This is a genomic window from Vibrio sp. M60_M70 (assembly GCF_037162085.1).
Classification (GTDB): domain Bacteria; phylum Pseudomonadota; class Gammaproteobacteria; order Enterobacterales; family Vibrionaceae; genus Vibrio; species Vibrio diabolicus.
The window spans coordinates 1,483,937-1,498,976 of sequence record NZ_JARLUL010000002.1; the positions used below are offsets into that span (position 1 = coordinate 1,483,937).

15 protein-coding genes and 2 pseudogenes are annotated in these 15,040 nt (G+C 42.9%); 6 read left to right on the forward strand and 11 right to left on the reverse strand.

From position 1 onward, the window contains the following. Positions 1–23: 23 nt before the first annotated feature. The 3 genes from P4S59_RS22235 to P4S59_RS22245 form a co-directional block, all read right to left on the reverse strand. Positions 24–1,043, reverse strand: coding sequence for an alpha/beta hydrolase family protein (locus P4S59_RS22235; protein ID WP_182035732.1), 1,020 nt, complete (start codon positions 1,041–1,043; stop codon positions 24–26). Positions 1,044–1,305: 262 nt separating this feature from the next. Then, on the reverse strand, positions 1,306–1,785 hold the full coding sequence (locus tag P4S59_RS22240) for a hypothetical protein (protein ID WP_031412873.1): 480 nt from the start codon (positions 1,783–1,785) through the stop codon (positions 1,306–1,308). Positions 1,786–1,847: 62 nt separating this feature from the next. Further along, complete coding sequence (locus P4S59_RS22245; RefSeq protein ID WP_079324473.1) at positions 1,848–2,435, reverse strand: hypothetical protein; 588 nt, start codon at positions 2,433–2,435, stop codon at positions 1,848–1,850. A 390-nt stretch (positions 2,436–2,825) separates the two neighbouring features. Between P4S59_RS22245 and P4S59_RS22250 the strand changes: the two genes are divergently transcribed. Further along, positions 2,826–3,737, forward strand: coding sequence for an alpha/beta hydrolase (locus P4S59_RS22250; RefSeq protein WP_337169076.1), 912 nt, complete (start codon positions 2,826–2,828; stop codon positions 3,735–3,737). 254 nt (positions 3,738–3,991) lie between these two features. Here the strand turns inward: P4S59_RS22250 and P4S59_RS22255 are convergent, their stop codons facing one another. From P4S59_RS22255 to P4S59_RS22270, 4 genes are all read right to left on the reverse strand, one after another. Further along, complete coding sequence (locus P4S59_RS22255; protein WP_047009328.1) at positions 3,992–4,963, reverse strand: GlxA family transcriptional regulator; 972 nt, start codon at positions 4,961–4,963, stop codon at positions 3,992–3,994. Positions 4,964–5,027: 64 nt separating this feature from the next. Beyond that, complete coding sequence (locus tag P4S59_RS22260) at positions 5,028–5,429, reverse strand: ester cyclase (RefSeq protein WP_054867876.1); 402 nt, start codon at positions 5,427–5,429, stop codon at positions 5,028–5,030. Between the two features lie 24 nt (positions 5,430–5,453). Continuing rightward, positions 5,454–6,230, reverse strand: coding sequence for an MBL fold metallo-hydrolase (locus P4S59_RS22265; RefSeq protein ID WP_029843842.1), 777 nt, complete (start codon positions 6,228–6,230; stop codon positions 5,454–5,456). 272 nt (positions 6,231–6,502) lie between these two features. Next, positions 6,503–7,120 carry a LysE family translocator gene (locus P4S59_RS22270; RefSeq protein WP_047009892.1) on the reverse strand — a complete coding sequence of 206 codons (618 nt, stop codon included), beginning with the start codon at positions 7,118–7,120 and terminating at the stop codon, positions 6,503–6,505. A 113-nt stretch (positions 7,121–7,233) separates the two neighbouring features. Between P4S59_RS22270 and P4S59_RS22275 the strand changes: the two genes are divergently transcribed. Both P4S59_RS22275 and P4S59_RS22280 read left to right on the forward strand, forming a co-directional pair. After that, on the forward strand, positions 7,234–8,211 hold the full coding sequence (locus tag P4S59_RS22275) for a GlxA family transcriptional regulator (RefSeq protein WP_047009893.1): 978 nt from the start codon (positions 7,234–7,236) through the stop codon (positions 8,209–8,211). 299 nt (positions 8,212–8,510) lie between these two features. Next, on the forward strand, positions 8,511–10,034 hold the full coding sequence (locus P4S59_RS22280; protein WP_337169077.1) for an ISNCY family transposase: 1,524 nt from the start codon (positions 8,511–8,513) through the stop codon (positions 10,032–10,034). A gap of 129 nt (positions 10,035–10,163) precedes the next feature. Here the strand turns inward: P4S59_RS22280 and P4S59_RS22285 are convergent. After that, positions 10,164–10,473 (reverse strand): annotated as a pseudogene (locus P4S59_RS22285) (IS1-like element transposase); the annotation flags it as partial. 418 nt (positions 10,474–10,891) lie between these two features. On the opposite strand from P4S59_RS22285, the gene P4S59_RS22290 reads away from it, so the two are divergent. Continuing rightward, positions 10,892–12,496, forward strand: coding sequence for a S8 family peptidase (locus P4S59_RS22290; protein WP_337169078.1), 1,605 nt, complete (start codon positions 10,892–10,894; stop codon positions 12,494–12,496). Between the two features lie 769 nt (positions 12,497–13,265). Further along, a pseudogene (locus P4S59_RS22295) lies at positions 13,266–13,513 on the forward strand (hypothetical protein). Between the two features lie 139 nt (positions 13,514–13,652). Here the strand turns inward: P4S59_RS22295 and P4S59_RS22300 are convergent. Further along, positions 13,653–13,898, reverse strand: a complete 246-nt coding sequence (locus tag P4S59_RS22300) for a hypothetical protein (protein WP_017821096.1) — start codon at positions 13,896–13,898, stop codon at positions 13,653–13,655. A gap of 40 nt (positions 13,899–13,938) precedes the next feature. Beyond that, positions 13,939–14,154 (reverse strand): DUF3820 family protein, encoded by a 216-nt coding sequence (locus P4S59_RS22305; protein WP_005391112.1) that lies wholly within the window; start codon positions 14,152–14,154, stop codon positions 13,939–13,941. Positions 14,155–14,297: 143 nt separating this feature from the next. Here P4S59_RS22305 and P4S59_RS22310 point away from each other — a divergent pair, with 143 nt between their 5' ends. Next, positions 14,298–14,606: a cysteine-rich CWC family protein gene (locus tag P4S59_RS22310; RefSeq protein ID WP_080955956.1), complete on the forward strand. Its 309-nt coding sequence runs from the start codon at positions 14,298–14,300 to the stop codon at positions 14,604–14,606. A gap of 38 nt (positions 14,607–14,644) precedes the next feature. Here P4S59_RS22310 and P4S59_RS22315 read toward each other — a convergent pair whose 3' ends face one another. After that, complete coding sequence (locus tag P4S59_RS22315) at positions 14,645–14,989, reverse strand: HopJ type III effector protein (RefSeq protein ID WP_046873686.1); 345 nt, start codon at positions 14,987–14,989, stop codon at positions 14,645–14,647. Positions 14,990–15,040 lie beyond the last annotated feature (51 nt).

Consider the following 15,040-nt stretch of genomic DNA (forward strand, 5'->3'; position numbering starts at 1 on the left):
TAAGCTCCGCATTGTTGCTATTCTTATGACTTTGTTAAGCTAGCCAGAATTATATCCAAAATTTGCTGGTGATTGTCCTTTCTGGAAACCTCGTCACGCTCCTGGCAAAGTGCTTCCTCCCATTCTGATGCGAGAATTTTAATGCCACGCTCAGTACATTCTGCGAACGCACTAAACTGACTCGCACTGGGAATCTCTTGAAATGTCACATTGGGAAGAGCAACGAGTGATTCGGCAGGTGTCAGTGCGGGATGTAGCCGTTCAGAAAGCGTCACCACGGTGATGGTATTTTTCATCAAGGCCAGAGCTTCAGGGACAAAAGTTTTCGTTAGCTCAGGGTTGATAACGACGACCGATTTCAGTTTGTTTTCAGACTGAAATCGGGGGAATTTTTGATCCGGGATGTTGGTAATATCAACGTCATTTTCACGTAACCAATGACAGTCTACATTGGTTACGTTGTGACACGATGTTCGATATTTTTCCGGGCTTATTTGCGCTCCGGAGAGCATCAGCATAGATGTCCCGCCCAGAAAAAAGCCGACACCCTGCACTGCATCTGTATCTACGCCTCCGGACAGTATCCCGACCGAACTTAATTCGTTCAGCCCAAGCACCAAATCACTGGTTCTGAATGTGATTTCATCAACAGCCATTTCTGCATTGATTTCGTTTGGTGCAGGAGGCTTTGGTACAACAACGATATAACCTTGTTTCGCTAGGCCCGAAGCTATCCAACCACTGTGGGAAAATGCTGACCGTGTTCCGCCCTGCGACAAAAGCACAACGGGAAATTTTCCACTTGCTAAAGGGGCATCTAACTGCGTTTCGACTGATTTAAAAATGTTACCCCTACCAAACGTGAAGTTGGTTTTTCCGTTCGTTGTGGGATACCAATAATAGACTTCCACAGGCTTGTCTCTGTCTTCACTGAATGCCGTTTTGACTGTTAGCGCAGAATGGTATTTCGGCTCATTCGTACTGGCGCTGACACTGACACACAATGTAGCGAGTAGAAACGACATTATTATTTTGGTTTTCATTTTTCCCTCAGCCGATCAATACATTACTCTGCACGGCATCTAGAAAAATAACGCGCAGGAGATTCTCCATATATTTTGCGAAACATAGCAATAAAGTTACTCGGAGTCGAGTAACCCAAAGCAAGTGTCTGCTTTGAACTACGCCAGCAAGCTTTTGGACATTTATGAGTTATTCATTTTGCTAAATTAGCAATCCATGAATAAACTCAGCTAATGAAAAGTCGTTTAATTAACTGTCTAGTTTCGGTGGTGCAACCCCTTACTATGAAGGACCAAAATCCCAATCATATGGATTTAGAAGTATTGCTTTATCTTCTTCCGTTAAATTATCATAATTTTGCGATACATATCTTATTAAGTAAGGGAAAAAATAGTCCATGATTACTTCTTCACCTAACCCAAGAATTGAACCATTGCCGCTCCACCTTGAATGATTAAAAACCTCCTCGCTATACAGTTCATTTGGAATGGGAAACTTAATCACAAATTTGCCTTTGTTAGGTAGTTCCACCCATGCATCGATTCCTTTCGCATCAGAATTGTAAAAGTTTTCTCCATCTAGCGCCAATTGACAATAACGGGTGAGAACACGATTAAGGTTTTTCAAAACATATGGAAATGAAATGTCTAATAGCTCTATAGTTTGATCAGCAAGAATGAATTTAAGTGCATTTTTTAAGTTACTTTCACGCCGTTTTTTTATAGATAAAGGTATACTTGATTCACAATCCAAATTCTTCATGTTATCTCCTGTATACAAGCGTATTTCTTAATCTTTTCGTGTGCAGTCATTAAATTGAAATCCTAAAGTATCGAAAGTAGAAATGAGCCTACACTAGCGATACTGCCCGCATGAGGCAGCGCACTTAGCAAAGTTTTGACAACTGCTTTACTCGGTTTGTCTGACTGAATCTGTAGTTCAATTGCATCAACAACTTCCAATGCTTCTTTCTTTTCAGCAGTATCTTGAACAAGCCTATCAATTTCGCTTCGAAGGAGCAGTATATGCTCTACGATTTCAGAGTTCTGATTGACGATATTAGTTGAGTTGTCTACCGAGTTATTGTTAACTCGAGCATTGTCACCATGGAAGTTGTAAGTAATATTTTGAACTGCTTCCTTAGCTTCTGGAATACCTAACTTTTTAGCTTTGATTTGATAATGTGCTGGTATTGAATGAAATTTTTCGTGAAAGCCTGGATCTATTACTTTGTAAGTTTCTTCACCGCCGCTAGACATAAACCTCTGTATTAGATCATTTGTTTCAATCAAAACATTTGATTGCATAAGGTAAATACCTTTATCTTGCACACTAGCCTTTAAATCCGAATACTCATCACCATTAGTTTTAATAACTTTGATTCGATCTGTCATCATTCTTTGAAATGCCATACTTTCTCCTAGGAATTAACAGGTTCAAAAACACAATGTTACTTGTAAGTAGGTCTATCATTGTAAAGTATAAAAATTTACTCATAGATTGAATAGCAACCTACTCACTAGACAGATGCAGAACCACATTATTCAATCAGAGCCATATTGAATCATTAGGAGAAATAGGTCAATTAGTAGCAAGAAAAGTGTGTCCCAAATATTAGGCGAACAACTTCGGGGCAGAGTCGTGTTTGCCGAGATTGGCTTCAGAACGTCCTTGGACAACAACACTGGTTAAGCTTTAGGTCACCACTCCATTCAGAATCTTAAAGGCAAAATGAACTTTACCGATTCGCGGTGCTCAAAAGGTGAAAATTTTAACTTTTATATTAATTTTAAGGGATTGAAATGGGCCTGATTCGGATAATTCTAGTAATACCGCTACTTATTGTTGGCGTCGCCAAAGCGTCTTCTACTATCCATAGTATCGAGCGGCAAGATGGCTCATCGTTAATTTATTACCTCACCAAAGCGGCGGAAAATCCGAGTAATACCTTGTTGGTTATCATGCAAGGCTCTGATTGCAATAGCGTCTCCCACAGCACGACGATTAATGACCTATTTTCTCAAACGGCGCCAGAGGCTGATTTACTCACGGTAGAGAAATACGGGCTAAACCAAGCGATCAGGTGGAATCCCGATGGCGATAGCCCTGATTGCCCGACAGCGTACATTCAAAAGGATTCACCGACACAGCGCACGGCAGACTACCGACAAGTGATCGAAAGACTCGAGAGTAATTATGAGCACATTATTGTACTTGGCGGGAGTGAAGGGGCCGTAGTTGCCGCCATGGTCGCGTCACAAGTTCCATCGGTTGATAGCTTAGTGTCTTTGAACGCTGGTGGGCGCTTCTTCGTTGATGATGTTCTCTATAATATGGAGCAAACTATGCCATCGGAAGCCTTGATAGAAGCAAAAAATGGTTTCTTGGGTTTTCAGCAAGCCGTGGTAAGCGCTGAAACAATGGACATCAATATGAGCTCCCATGGTTTTGCTTGGTGGAAAGAGATGCTGACGTTAGACCAAAGGACGATACTTGAACGGGTCAGTGCCGACATTCTCATTTTGCAGTCGGAGCGAGACATTAACGTTTCACCTGATCAGGCGAAACGACAAGCAGAGCAACTGATGCAGTCGCGTTCGAACGTGTCGTTTGTGTTACTCGCTGGTTTGGATCACGCTTTTCAAAACCAGCGAGGAGAAAGTGAGATACCAGCCGTTATCAAACAGATTCGAGCATGGTTAGAACGAACTTAGTTAGCACAGGAAGAAAAAGAAATGGAAAAGAAATGGGGTAAGGTCTTGCGTTTTGCCACACATTACTTTTGCATATCAAAACTAGCTGACTATCGGAAACGTAATCGAAGTGCAACAAGCTTTGGTGCGAGTTGAACTAGCCAGAGGTAGCTAGCTCGAAGCTGGACCTTAATGAGCTACGCTAACCTCCCTAATAATCGGAATTGACATGAGGAAATGTATGGCAAACCTTAGTTGGAACGCTGAATATTTGTCTAAGGCTGTTGGTGGAACGTTTTCCTCCATCGGTTAGGGGTTACCTCATAACGCTCTTTAAATTTATCTCTGAAAATGAGAACTGAGCTAAACCCTGTTTTTGCAACAATCTGTTCAATAGACAAATCTGTAGATTCAAGTAGATCCTGAGCCAAGTTTAGTCGCTCAGCCGTCAGCCATTCTCCAAATGACATACCTGTAGCTCTATTAAATTTTCTCGTAAAAGTTCGGCGGGACATCATCACTGAATCTGCTAGCTCATCCAGTGAATATTTTTGATTGATATCACGCCTGATATTGTCCATTAATGCATTGATACGTGAATCAGATGTCGTCACAGGTATAGGTTGATCGATAAACTGAGCTTGCCCACCATCTCTGTATGGAGGCACAACCATTCTTCTTGCTACTCGGTTCGCAATCGTACTGCTGTAGTATTTTCGGAAAACATACAGACAGCAATCGATACCTGCGGCAGTACCTGCTGAGGTTATCACCCCGCTATCTTCAACATATAAGGCATTCGTATCGAGCGAAACTTCTGGAAAGCGTTGACTAAAATCCTGTTCTAATTCCCAATGTGTCGCAGCTCGTTTCCCCGCTAATAAGCCAGCATAAGCGAGAACATAACCACCAAGACATAAACCGACAACCAATGCGCCTCGGGCATGAGCACGACAGAGAGCATTGAGCAACTTTTCATTAGGGCGCTCGTCAATTGTTCTCCAATAAGGTACAACGATGATGTCGCAATACTCTAGGAAATCAAGCTGCGCCTCGGTATGAATTTCCATACCGATATCAGATAAAATCGGTCCTTCCTCTCCAGCGACAAATTTAAGCTCGAAAAAAGCTTCATTAAGGGTATCTCTTCCAAACACAATGCTAGGGACAGAAATATGAAACGGGCTAAAGCGATTGAAAACAACAACAGCAACGGAAGGGATTTTATGGTTTTCATTGAGATACATAGTTCGTTTCCAAAGTAAAATGCACAGAGCAATGTCAATGAATCACTCTGTGCCGTTATCAACTCTAACTCTGTAGTTGCTTCATAATATCAACCTCATTGAAGTGCGCTCGTTTTTCGATGATTTTGCCGTCTTTAATCTTTAGCTGCATCATCAATGAAAATCGAACCTTCTTCCCTGTTGGCTTCAAATTATGCATAGGTGCCGAATGAACGCCTTCAAATATCATATAACAAGCTACTTTATCATCATGAGCGAAGATGTCATGTATACGGAAAACAAAGCCAGGAAAACCGTCCATATTTCCCTTTTCCTGAGTAAGGAAACCGTTGATATCTAATGGTGTATCTACTTGTGAGTAGAAAGTGAATTGCTCATGGCACATTGAAGCTACTGCATCATAATCATTGCCCTCTATAGCCCTGTAGAAAGACTTCACTAGCTCAATATTTGTCTCAGATGTCATTACCAGCATACTCCTAACATCAAACTAAAGTGTTACTGTTTCACCATCTTCTGGAACAAACACAAAATCGCTAATCATATTTGCAACTGCGTATTCGCGCATTTCTTGAGTCGTTACCAATACATGGTTAACTGCGCCCATATGAGTCGCAACGATTTTTGCTTTAGGAAGTACTTGGTGTGTTTTTAGTACATCTTCTTTACCCATGATAATAGGTCCAAAGCCCAGTACATGCGCCCAGCCAGTATTGAGAATAACGACACCAGGTTGTTCTTTTTTCATGGTTTCTTCTACACTTGGGATCCAAATCGTATCACCAACCACGTACAATTTTTCTTCATCGGCATGAGAGAAGATAACGCCCGTCACTTCACCCAAAATTTCTGCCATTTGTTCATGCTGGAAAGCAGCTTCTGGGCCATGCTGGCAGACTGTACGTGTAAATGAAATACCGTGATATTCAGTCTCTTCAGAGAAAATTTTAACGTTGGTAAAACCTTGTGATAGAAGAATAGCTTCATCACCTTCGTGTTGTACAAAAATCAATTTATCTTTAGGTATCACATTTACTGCTGTTTCATCCCAGTGGTCTGGGTGAGTATGAGTTAGCAAAACTGCGTCCACATTGATGATGCTTTCAATAGGCAAAGGCAATTCAACTGTTGGATTGCGTAAGTGTGAATTTGCTGTTCCTTCAAATCCAGGGTAAGTGCCTTTTGGCGCTAACATTGGGTCAATAAGAAATGTTTTACCTGCATAATCGATGATTTGTGTTGCATTGCGAATTTGTGTGATTTTCATAATTGTGCTCCAGTATTGCTGTGCTTTGCTGTAATGGAGTCATTTTATGCAATAGGATAGACGCTCAAAAGTGGCTTAAAGGACACATAAGGATACTATTGGGACAAAACTTGTCCTTGGTATTGGTTGTTATTAGATAAATTGAGGGAAACTAATAGAAACCGCTTTAATGATCATTAACTGACTTAACACTGTTTGGGGCAAAGGTGTTGCGATTAAAGTAAGCGCAATACTCCAATATTAATGCCCCAGAGTTCAGCTTAGCTATTCAGTTAAGCTAGGCTTTTTACAACAGCTACTGCTGCTAACAGCAAAAAAACTGTACCACAACATTGATTGAAAACTCGCCCATTGGCTAAAAGCACTGTTTTAACCTTATCAGCCAATCTGGCCACGATATACTCTACGGCGAATTCAATACAAAGAAAGCTGAATGTTATCACCAAAAATTGGGGGATGAACGCCTCGTCGGGGTTGATAAACTGAGCTAAAAAAGCAGTGAAAAATAGTAAGACTTTCGGGTTAGACAAAGCAGCGAAATAACCTTGTTTAAATAGCTCTTTCGGCAGAACAGACACTACAGTTGTTGTTTGCTCAATGCTGATTGAAGATGCGAAAAACAATTTGAAACCTAACCATGCAAGATATAAAGCTCCCAGCCATTGAAGACCAATCATCAATTCAGGTTTTGCTTCTAGTAATGTACCTAAACCTAGCATAGCTACCGTAATCAAGATGAGAAAGCCACTCACGCCACCACATATTGTCCAAATTGTCTTCTTATAGCCATATCGTGCACCGTGGCTGAGTGCTAAAAGCGAGTTAGGACCTGGGACACAAGCAAGACCCAGCGCAGACAAAGCAAAGACACACCAAATTTCAAACGTCATAACCAACCAGCAAATTGAGAACTTAAGGGAGATTAGTATCTCTCAGTTCTCAATTTATCTATGGTATATTCTGGACGTAAAACATGAATATTTAGACTTAAGGTTCAATACAAATGAATGAAAATAATGGTGTCCGATTTTTATTGATACCTCTAAATAACTTTAACATGCTTCCGTTTGGTGGCTTCTTAGATAAACTCCGATTCTCCGCAGATGAAGCGGATCACAGTCAACAACGATATTGCTCATGGAAAGTTGTGTCTCACAGCAAAGGGTTAATCATTTCTAGTAGCGGAATCCCTATCAGAGTTGACCTCGATTTTAGTGACGTTAAGCCTGCGAATTTTGACTATGTGGTTTTCTTTGGTAGCCGCACTGCAACTGAATCTCAGCAGCAAGCCGCTTATTATCGCTCTTTTGTTCGAAATATTGTCGCCAATGGAATACCAATTGTCAGCATTGATAACGCTTGCTTTACTCTAGCTGAGTTAGGGCTACTTAACCGTCATCAAATTGTGGTTCATTGGCGGCACCATAGCGAGTTCAAAGCAACCTACCCTAAAGTAATTGTAAGAGATGAGCAGCTTTATCACTTTGATAAGGAGCTAATCAGTTGCACTGGCGGAAGTGCCACTATCGACCTTGCGGTGGCAATTTTGCAAAAGCATGTCGGTCAAACAAAGGCAGAAAAAGGGTTAGCGGATATGCTGGTTGATGAAAATCGTAGCATGCAACACCGTCTAAAGTCGTCAGAGCAAGGAGTACACAGGAATCGTCATATGGATAGAGCGATTTCTTTGATGCAAGAAAACTTGGAACAGACAATGACCGTAGAACAGGTTGCTACGCTCATCGGGATTAGTCGACGACAGTTAGACCGCTTATTTCAGCAAAAGCTCAGCATTTCAGCGAGTCATTATTGGCAAGAATTACGTTTACAACATGTGTACTGGCGATTGAAACATTCTAGTCATGACCTTGCCCAACTTGCAGATGAAGTGGGTGTTCGGGATATCAGCTATCTATGCAAGATTTTCAAGAAAAGATTTGGCTTAACACCAGGTCGATGCAGACGCGACTCGATAGCGTGATGGCTATGTGTGTCTAGCGAGCGACCTTTCAACATTCAATGGTCTTCAATTTCTGGCTCATTATAGAAATTTGGGGTATGCAAAGTTTTCTGAAAGTGTCATGAGCATTAGCTCTAAATGATTTTGGGGCACAGGCTTTTCAGGAGAAAAGCCTGTATCATGTGATCACCAAGCGATTCTGTCGTACCTTAACTACCAACCGATTTTGTCGGTTGATTAATTACCAAGGGAAAATGACGGATCCGTTTCTATACCTAACCCTTTGAATAGGTCAAATCACCATTCAGGGGTTAGTAAGGATGATCATCATGGACTCTCGCTCCCAGCTTACTGTTGATGTGATCGCTAAAGTCACTCAAGGTAAGATCAGCATTAACAGTGCTTCCAAACTCCTCAATAAATCCCGTCGTACCATAGAGCGTTATCTCCACCGCTATCGCCGTGAAGGCATACGCTTTGTTGTCCATGGCAATAAAGGTCGTGAGCCTGTCAATAAAACCCCTGATTCACTAAAAAGACAGGTTCAGCAACTGATCCAAACTAAGTACTTCGATTTCAATTTGCAGCATCTGGCCGAGTTGCTCACGGTCAACGAAGGCTTGACCATCAAGCGGGAAACTTTGCGAAAGTGGGCGCACGCTATCCACCATGTGAAGCGAGCCAAGCGTCGTCGTAGCCGAGTAAGAAAGTACAGGGAACGAATGGAGCAGCCTGGACTGATGCTGCAAATGGACGGCAGTCCGCATCAATGGTTTGGTGAGCATCGCTCATGCTTGATTGCCATCATCGACGATGCGACCAGTGATATCCATGCCGAGTTCTTCCCTTCCGAAACCACGGAAGGCTGTATGAAAGTCATGAAGGCGTATATCGAAAAGCGAGGTCTGTTTAAGACGCTCTACGTCGATAGAGCGGGTATATTCGGTGGTCCAAAACGCAGTAACTTCTCTCAGATGCAACGCGCTTGTGAAGAGCTAGGGATCGAAATCATCTTTGCGAATTCGCCCCAAGGCAAAGGACGTGTCGAACGGGCATTCGATACGTTCCAAGACAGGCTGGTTCCAGAGCTTCGGCTGCATCATATTACCGATATTCAAAGCGCCAACGAGTATCTTCAAAACCAATTCATTCCACTATACTGGCAACAGAAAATCGCGGTGCAGGCGAAGAACCCGAGGTCGGCGTTCAAGGTTGTACCTGAACACATCAACCTTGATACGGTCTGTGTTCACAAGGAATATCGCAAGGTTCGCCGAGATCATACCTTCAGTTATAACAATAAAATGTATCTCATCGACTCGCCCATAAGGCACTCCATCGTCAATCAGAAACTGGAAATACGCTGTCAGTTCGATGGTGCATTCTCAGCCTATTTTGGCCACCGAAAACTGCATATTACCGAGTTAGAAGAGCCACCAAAAGCGAGTGAGTATGGGATGGAAGTCCAGCGCAAGTTGGATGTCATCGAGCTTGCCGACCTCCTGGGTAATGCGACGGAAGCCGCTCGGCTCACTGGTTGCTCGCGCCGAAGTATCTACAACTATCAAAAGGTATTAGCCGAGGAAGGCATCCTTGGCCTTAAGCGCATTAACAAACCGCTGCACCGCAGCAAAAACAGCATACCTGAAGAAACCGAACATAAAATTATCGAGCTGACCTTAAACAATCCGTATCAAACCTCAGTACAGTTGAGAACCATGCTAAAGAAGGAGTACAACATCACCGTCAGCAGTTGCACGATACGAAATATCTGGAAGCGCGAGGCACTGAATACCAGAGCGCTGAGAATACAACGCTCAGCGGCATTAAATAAAGAAGTCTAGCCTGTGGGCTAGACTTAAAGGTGAACGACAAAGTCGCTTGGGATTTATCCCGTCAGGCTCCCTTGGTAATCACAGTTCTTAAATGGGGAAGTGTTTTTCCTCATACTCCTCAACCAATGCAGCTAGCCTTTCAAGTTTACAAATTAGTCTGATATTTGCTCTATCGAAAGGTATTGAGGTTACTTACCTTGGCGAGATTTTTTAAAGTGCTCAATACCGTGTTGTATGCGACATTCAACACTTGTGCTGTTTCCCTAACTCCAGAGCTATTCATTGACATATCGACAATTTTTTCTTTTACATCTGGCTTGCGGGCTTCGTAAACTTAATCGAGTTGAAAGCCCTTTCGACATTCGATACACCTGAAACGAGGAAAGCCAGAATGCCCTTTTCCATGTTCACGGACGGGCTCTGTTTTATTACAGAAACGACATTGAACTTAGATAGTAGCCATGAGTTAAAAAACATCAGAAACCAGGTGGCTATATTAACATCTATCAACCAAATTGAGTCATGACCAATGAAAGGATAGTTAGGTTTTTATTGCGTAAATTATCGGTAAGAATAGTGCATATAACAGGCAATAAGCCAGGTGTGTAGAATTATTCTATTTTAGGGATTTTGCTCTAAATCTAAATGAATCTTTGCATTTCAATTTCAATAAAGCTTAGTTATTGATCATGTTTCTGAGTATGCGAATTATTATCAATTATGCATATGGTTACTCATTGTCTAGTTTGATTTGTGTAACGTCACTGCAGCACGTATTGAGCGTACTACGCTGATTGTCTGTGTTTTCGTGTTGACAGTTTGGTACTAGGTAAAATCAACAAGACTATGATTTCAAGGAACATTTTATGTTAAAGAAACTACTAAGTTGTTGTATCACCTCCGCGCTCTGTTTTCATTCTTCTCTCGCTTTTTCGCAACCCAATGAGATTGCGGACAGTGCAGAGTTACAACAAGCTCCCGACACATTGCCTGCCACTTTGATGCTTGCACCGGACGACATCGCCATTGCAGATCGCTACATAGTGGTATTTCAACAACCGCAAATGATGGCGAGCAACTCAACAGAATTCGAGCAATTCACGCAACAGTCTGTAGACCGCATGTCTGGTTTGTATTCGATACAAGTGGAGTCGGTTTTTGACCACTCGATAAGTGGATTTGTCGCTAACTTGAGTCCTGAGCAACTGAAAGATCTGCGTTCTGATCCTCGTGTGGACTACATTGAGCAAGACAGAATCCTATCGCTTGACCCAATAGTCTCGGCAGACGCAAATCAGACCAATGCCATTTGGGGACTAGACCGAATCGACCAACGTAACTTGCCACTCGATAACAACTACAGTGCCAACTTTGATGGAACTGGTGTAACGGCTTATGTTATCGATACTGGTGTGAACAATGCACACGTTGAGTTTGGTGGGCGCTCGGTTTCTGGGTATGACTTTGTCGATAATGATGCAGATGCAAGTGACTGTAATGGACACGGTACACACGTTGCGGGCACCATTGGCGGCAGCTTGTATGGTGTTGCAAAAAACGTCAACCTTGTCGGTGTGAGAGTATTGAGCTGTAGCGGTTCGGGTTCTACATCTGGTGTTATCGCCGGTGTGGATTGGGTGACTGCGAATGCTTCCGGACCTTCAGTTGCCAATATGAGTTTAGGTGGCGGTCAATCTGTCGCTCTCGATAGCGCGGTGCAAAGTGCGGTTCAGTCAGGTGTCAGCTTTATGCTAGCAGCAGGTAACTCCAATGCCGATGCGTGTAACTACTCTCCAGCGCGCGTTGCTACTGGTGTAACTGTCGGCTCGACCACCAGCACGGATGCACGTTCGAGTTTTTCAAACTGGGGCAGTTGTGTGGATGTGTTTGCGCCAGGATCACAAATCAAATCTGCGTGGTATGACGGTGGTTACAAAACCATTAGTGGCACTTCGATGGCTACGCCGCATGTGGCGGGTGTAGCAGCATTATATCTTCAAGAAAACAGTTCGCTGTCGCCAAGCCAAGTAGAGGCCTTGATCGTGAGCCGCGCAAGTACCGGAAAGGTGACGGACACAAGAGGCAGCGTGAACAAGCTACTTTATAGCTTAACGGATGCTGATTGTGGCCAAGACTGTGGTGGCCCAGATCCAACACCAGACCCAGAGGGCAAGTTAACCTCGGGTGTGCCAGTGAGCGGTTTAAGTGGCTCAAGCGGTCAAGTAGCGTATTACTATGTTGATGTAGAAGCTGGGCAGCGCTTAACCGTACAAATGTATGGTGGCAGCGGTGATGCGGATTTGTATCTCCGTTTTGGTGCAAAACCGACACTGAATGCATGGGACTGCCGACCTTTCAAATACGGTAACAATGAAACATGTACGGTCAGCGCGACACAAAGTGGACGTTATCACGTCATGATTCAAGGTTACTCAAACTATAGCGGTGTCAGCATTCAAGCTAACTACTAGTTGTTATTCTCGTTACTAAAAGAGAACAAAGCCCGCTTTTCGGTGGGCTTTTCTTTCGGGAATACTAAGTTTAATAGGTGGCGTTCGATGCTATTCAAACGCACCGGCCTTTTTCTTCAAGAACTCAACTCGAAGCGGCATCGAAGCTTTCTATTAGTACACCGCATAAGTCGGGTTCTCCAAGTCGTGTACATCAAATAGGATGCGAACTTAATCTCCTCGAGCTAACTCTTTCTCCATCATAAATCTTGGCATGATGGCAAACCCAAGATGATACAAAACAAATTCTTTACTGTGACCGCGGTTCTCACTTGCACTTTTGGGCTGTGAGACAAACGCGTGACCTGACCTTGGCTGTTGGTCATCGTGAACGATATGGTGGCTAATCCGAGAAGATTGTATCCACTCAAAACTCAGACCCTATACTGCACATGTTGATGGGCTGGCAACGGTAACATTGGGTGAAATTGGCCTTGAACCAAGCAAGATCATTATAAATGGGAACTATTAGGCAAAGAGACGATCAAACGAGCTAAATTGGAATGGGGCAAAGACGTTACAAACCATACAGACACGCCTCTGAATATAGATGTTCTAGTCCTTTTCTATTAAATTATTAATAACTAAGTATATTGTAAAGAGAGTTGTGGACAGTTAGCACGAGCAGTAGGCTTGTGCCAGTCAGAGCACCTGACTTTGGGAGCGCACTAAACATGAGCCTTGGATTCTGCTACCGTAAAGCCCATATTTAATTTGAGAGAGATGAATAATGAACGACAGTTGGGCTAACTTCTTTCCGTACTTTGCTGGCGCTTTTAAGCTTATTGTATTAGGTATTGGAGCTTACTTAGCTATTAAATGGCATTTTGATGAAGAGCGAAGAGTAAGGGAGGCCGAAGGCGTGGTATTCGATAAACCAAGCTTCAAAAAAAGTTCGCAATGATGCTAACTTTCCCATTCCTTCTAGGTCTTCTAGTCCTTCTCGTTATTTATGCAACTAACTGGTTTCTCTACTGACGGACTTTATTGATACGATAAATGTTTAAGCTCTCAACGGGTCTGGAGCAAAAAAGAGTCAGCCTAACGGTCTGGCTCTTTTGATGAAAACACATGGTATCGTGGAATAACTAGGGAAGCTGTGGCAGGTTACACTCACTTACTCCTTAGGCAGGTGACCAGTTTCCTTCGCAAGCTTTTGCATCGCCTCGGCAAACGTTGTTGTCCCGCCTTTAGCTTTAACCTGTATTACCTTATATCCCAACTTTTCCAAGGCTTGGCGCTCTGCCAAAACAGCTTTGTCATCTTGCTGGCTACCTTGGGCTGGCTGATGAATGTAACATCCCTCTAATTTACCATCTTCGACTAATTGGTGGTGTTTCAGTGCATCGATATCAAAATTCATAATAAGTCTTTTCATTAAAAGTGGGAGTTTCTGTGGCTAGTTACATACGCTTCAAAGGCTTCACGACACTATCTAAGCCTTCAATTTTGAGCGCTAAACACAGCTTGAGCAAATCCCCTAGCTCGCCACTTGGCCAGCCCTTTTTATCGAACCACAATAGGTATTCTTCAGGTAGGTCGATTAACACTCGCCCTGCATATTTGCCAAATGGCATTTGCACTCTAGCGAGTTTAATGAGGTTTTCTTTTTCTAACATAAGTGACAAAGATTTGAGGTAACTCGTCCAAGAATATCACTGCCGTCCTCTCCTCACCAGCAAATCGCACTCACGTTTATTTTGGCGGCTTTGACTCGCTTTGTGCTAGAGTACGCGGCATAAAAAATGAGAACGAGAAAGCAATGAAGTCACCTTGTCGAGCTGCATGTAAAAATAACGCCGGAATATGCTCTGGTTGTCACCGAACGATGGATGAAATCATCCAATGGAAAGACAAAACCGATCTCCAACGAGATACGATTATCGAACAAATCGCAGGGAAAGATTCAACGCACAATTGTCCTGAGTGCGGGACTCAAGCCCATTGTGATATCGCCGCAGGCAAAGAAACCTGTTGGTGCTTTACTATTGAAACCCGTGATTTACCCAAGCCAAGCGCCAACCAGTTGTGTTTGTGCCGAAAATGTCTAGAAAAAAAGCCAGTCGCATAATACGACTGGCTTACTGTTCTGCGTTTTCTGACTGGTGTTTATTTAGCGGTTAAAGCGGGTGCTTCAAACTTAATACCATCCCACCCTGTTACCATAAAATTACGAATATTCTGGTGATCGCTATTCTCTGGATGCTGCAATACATCTTCACGATAAAAACGGCCAAAGCAGGCTAGCGTCGCTTCTTTGTCTAGGTTATTTAGCAAGCCGAAAGCGAAGATCTTACACGAACCGTTGTTCTCACCCGCGTTGTTTTGCGTCTCACCATTAACAAAAGCGGTTGGCTCAAACGTATAGTTTTCTTCGATCACCGCCATCGTTGCTTCAAATTCGACCTGCTCTGGTGAAGCTGCCAACAAATCTAAAAACGATTTTAATTCCATTATTCCTCTATCCCTACTTCATCATTTTGATGACACATTAGTTTCATAAAA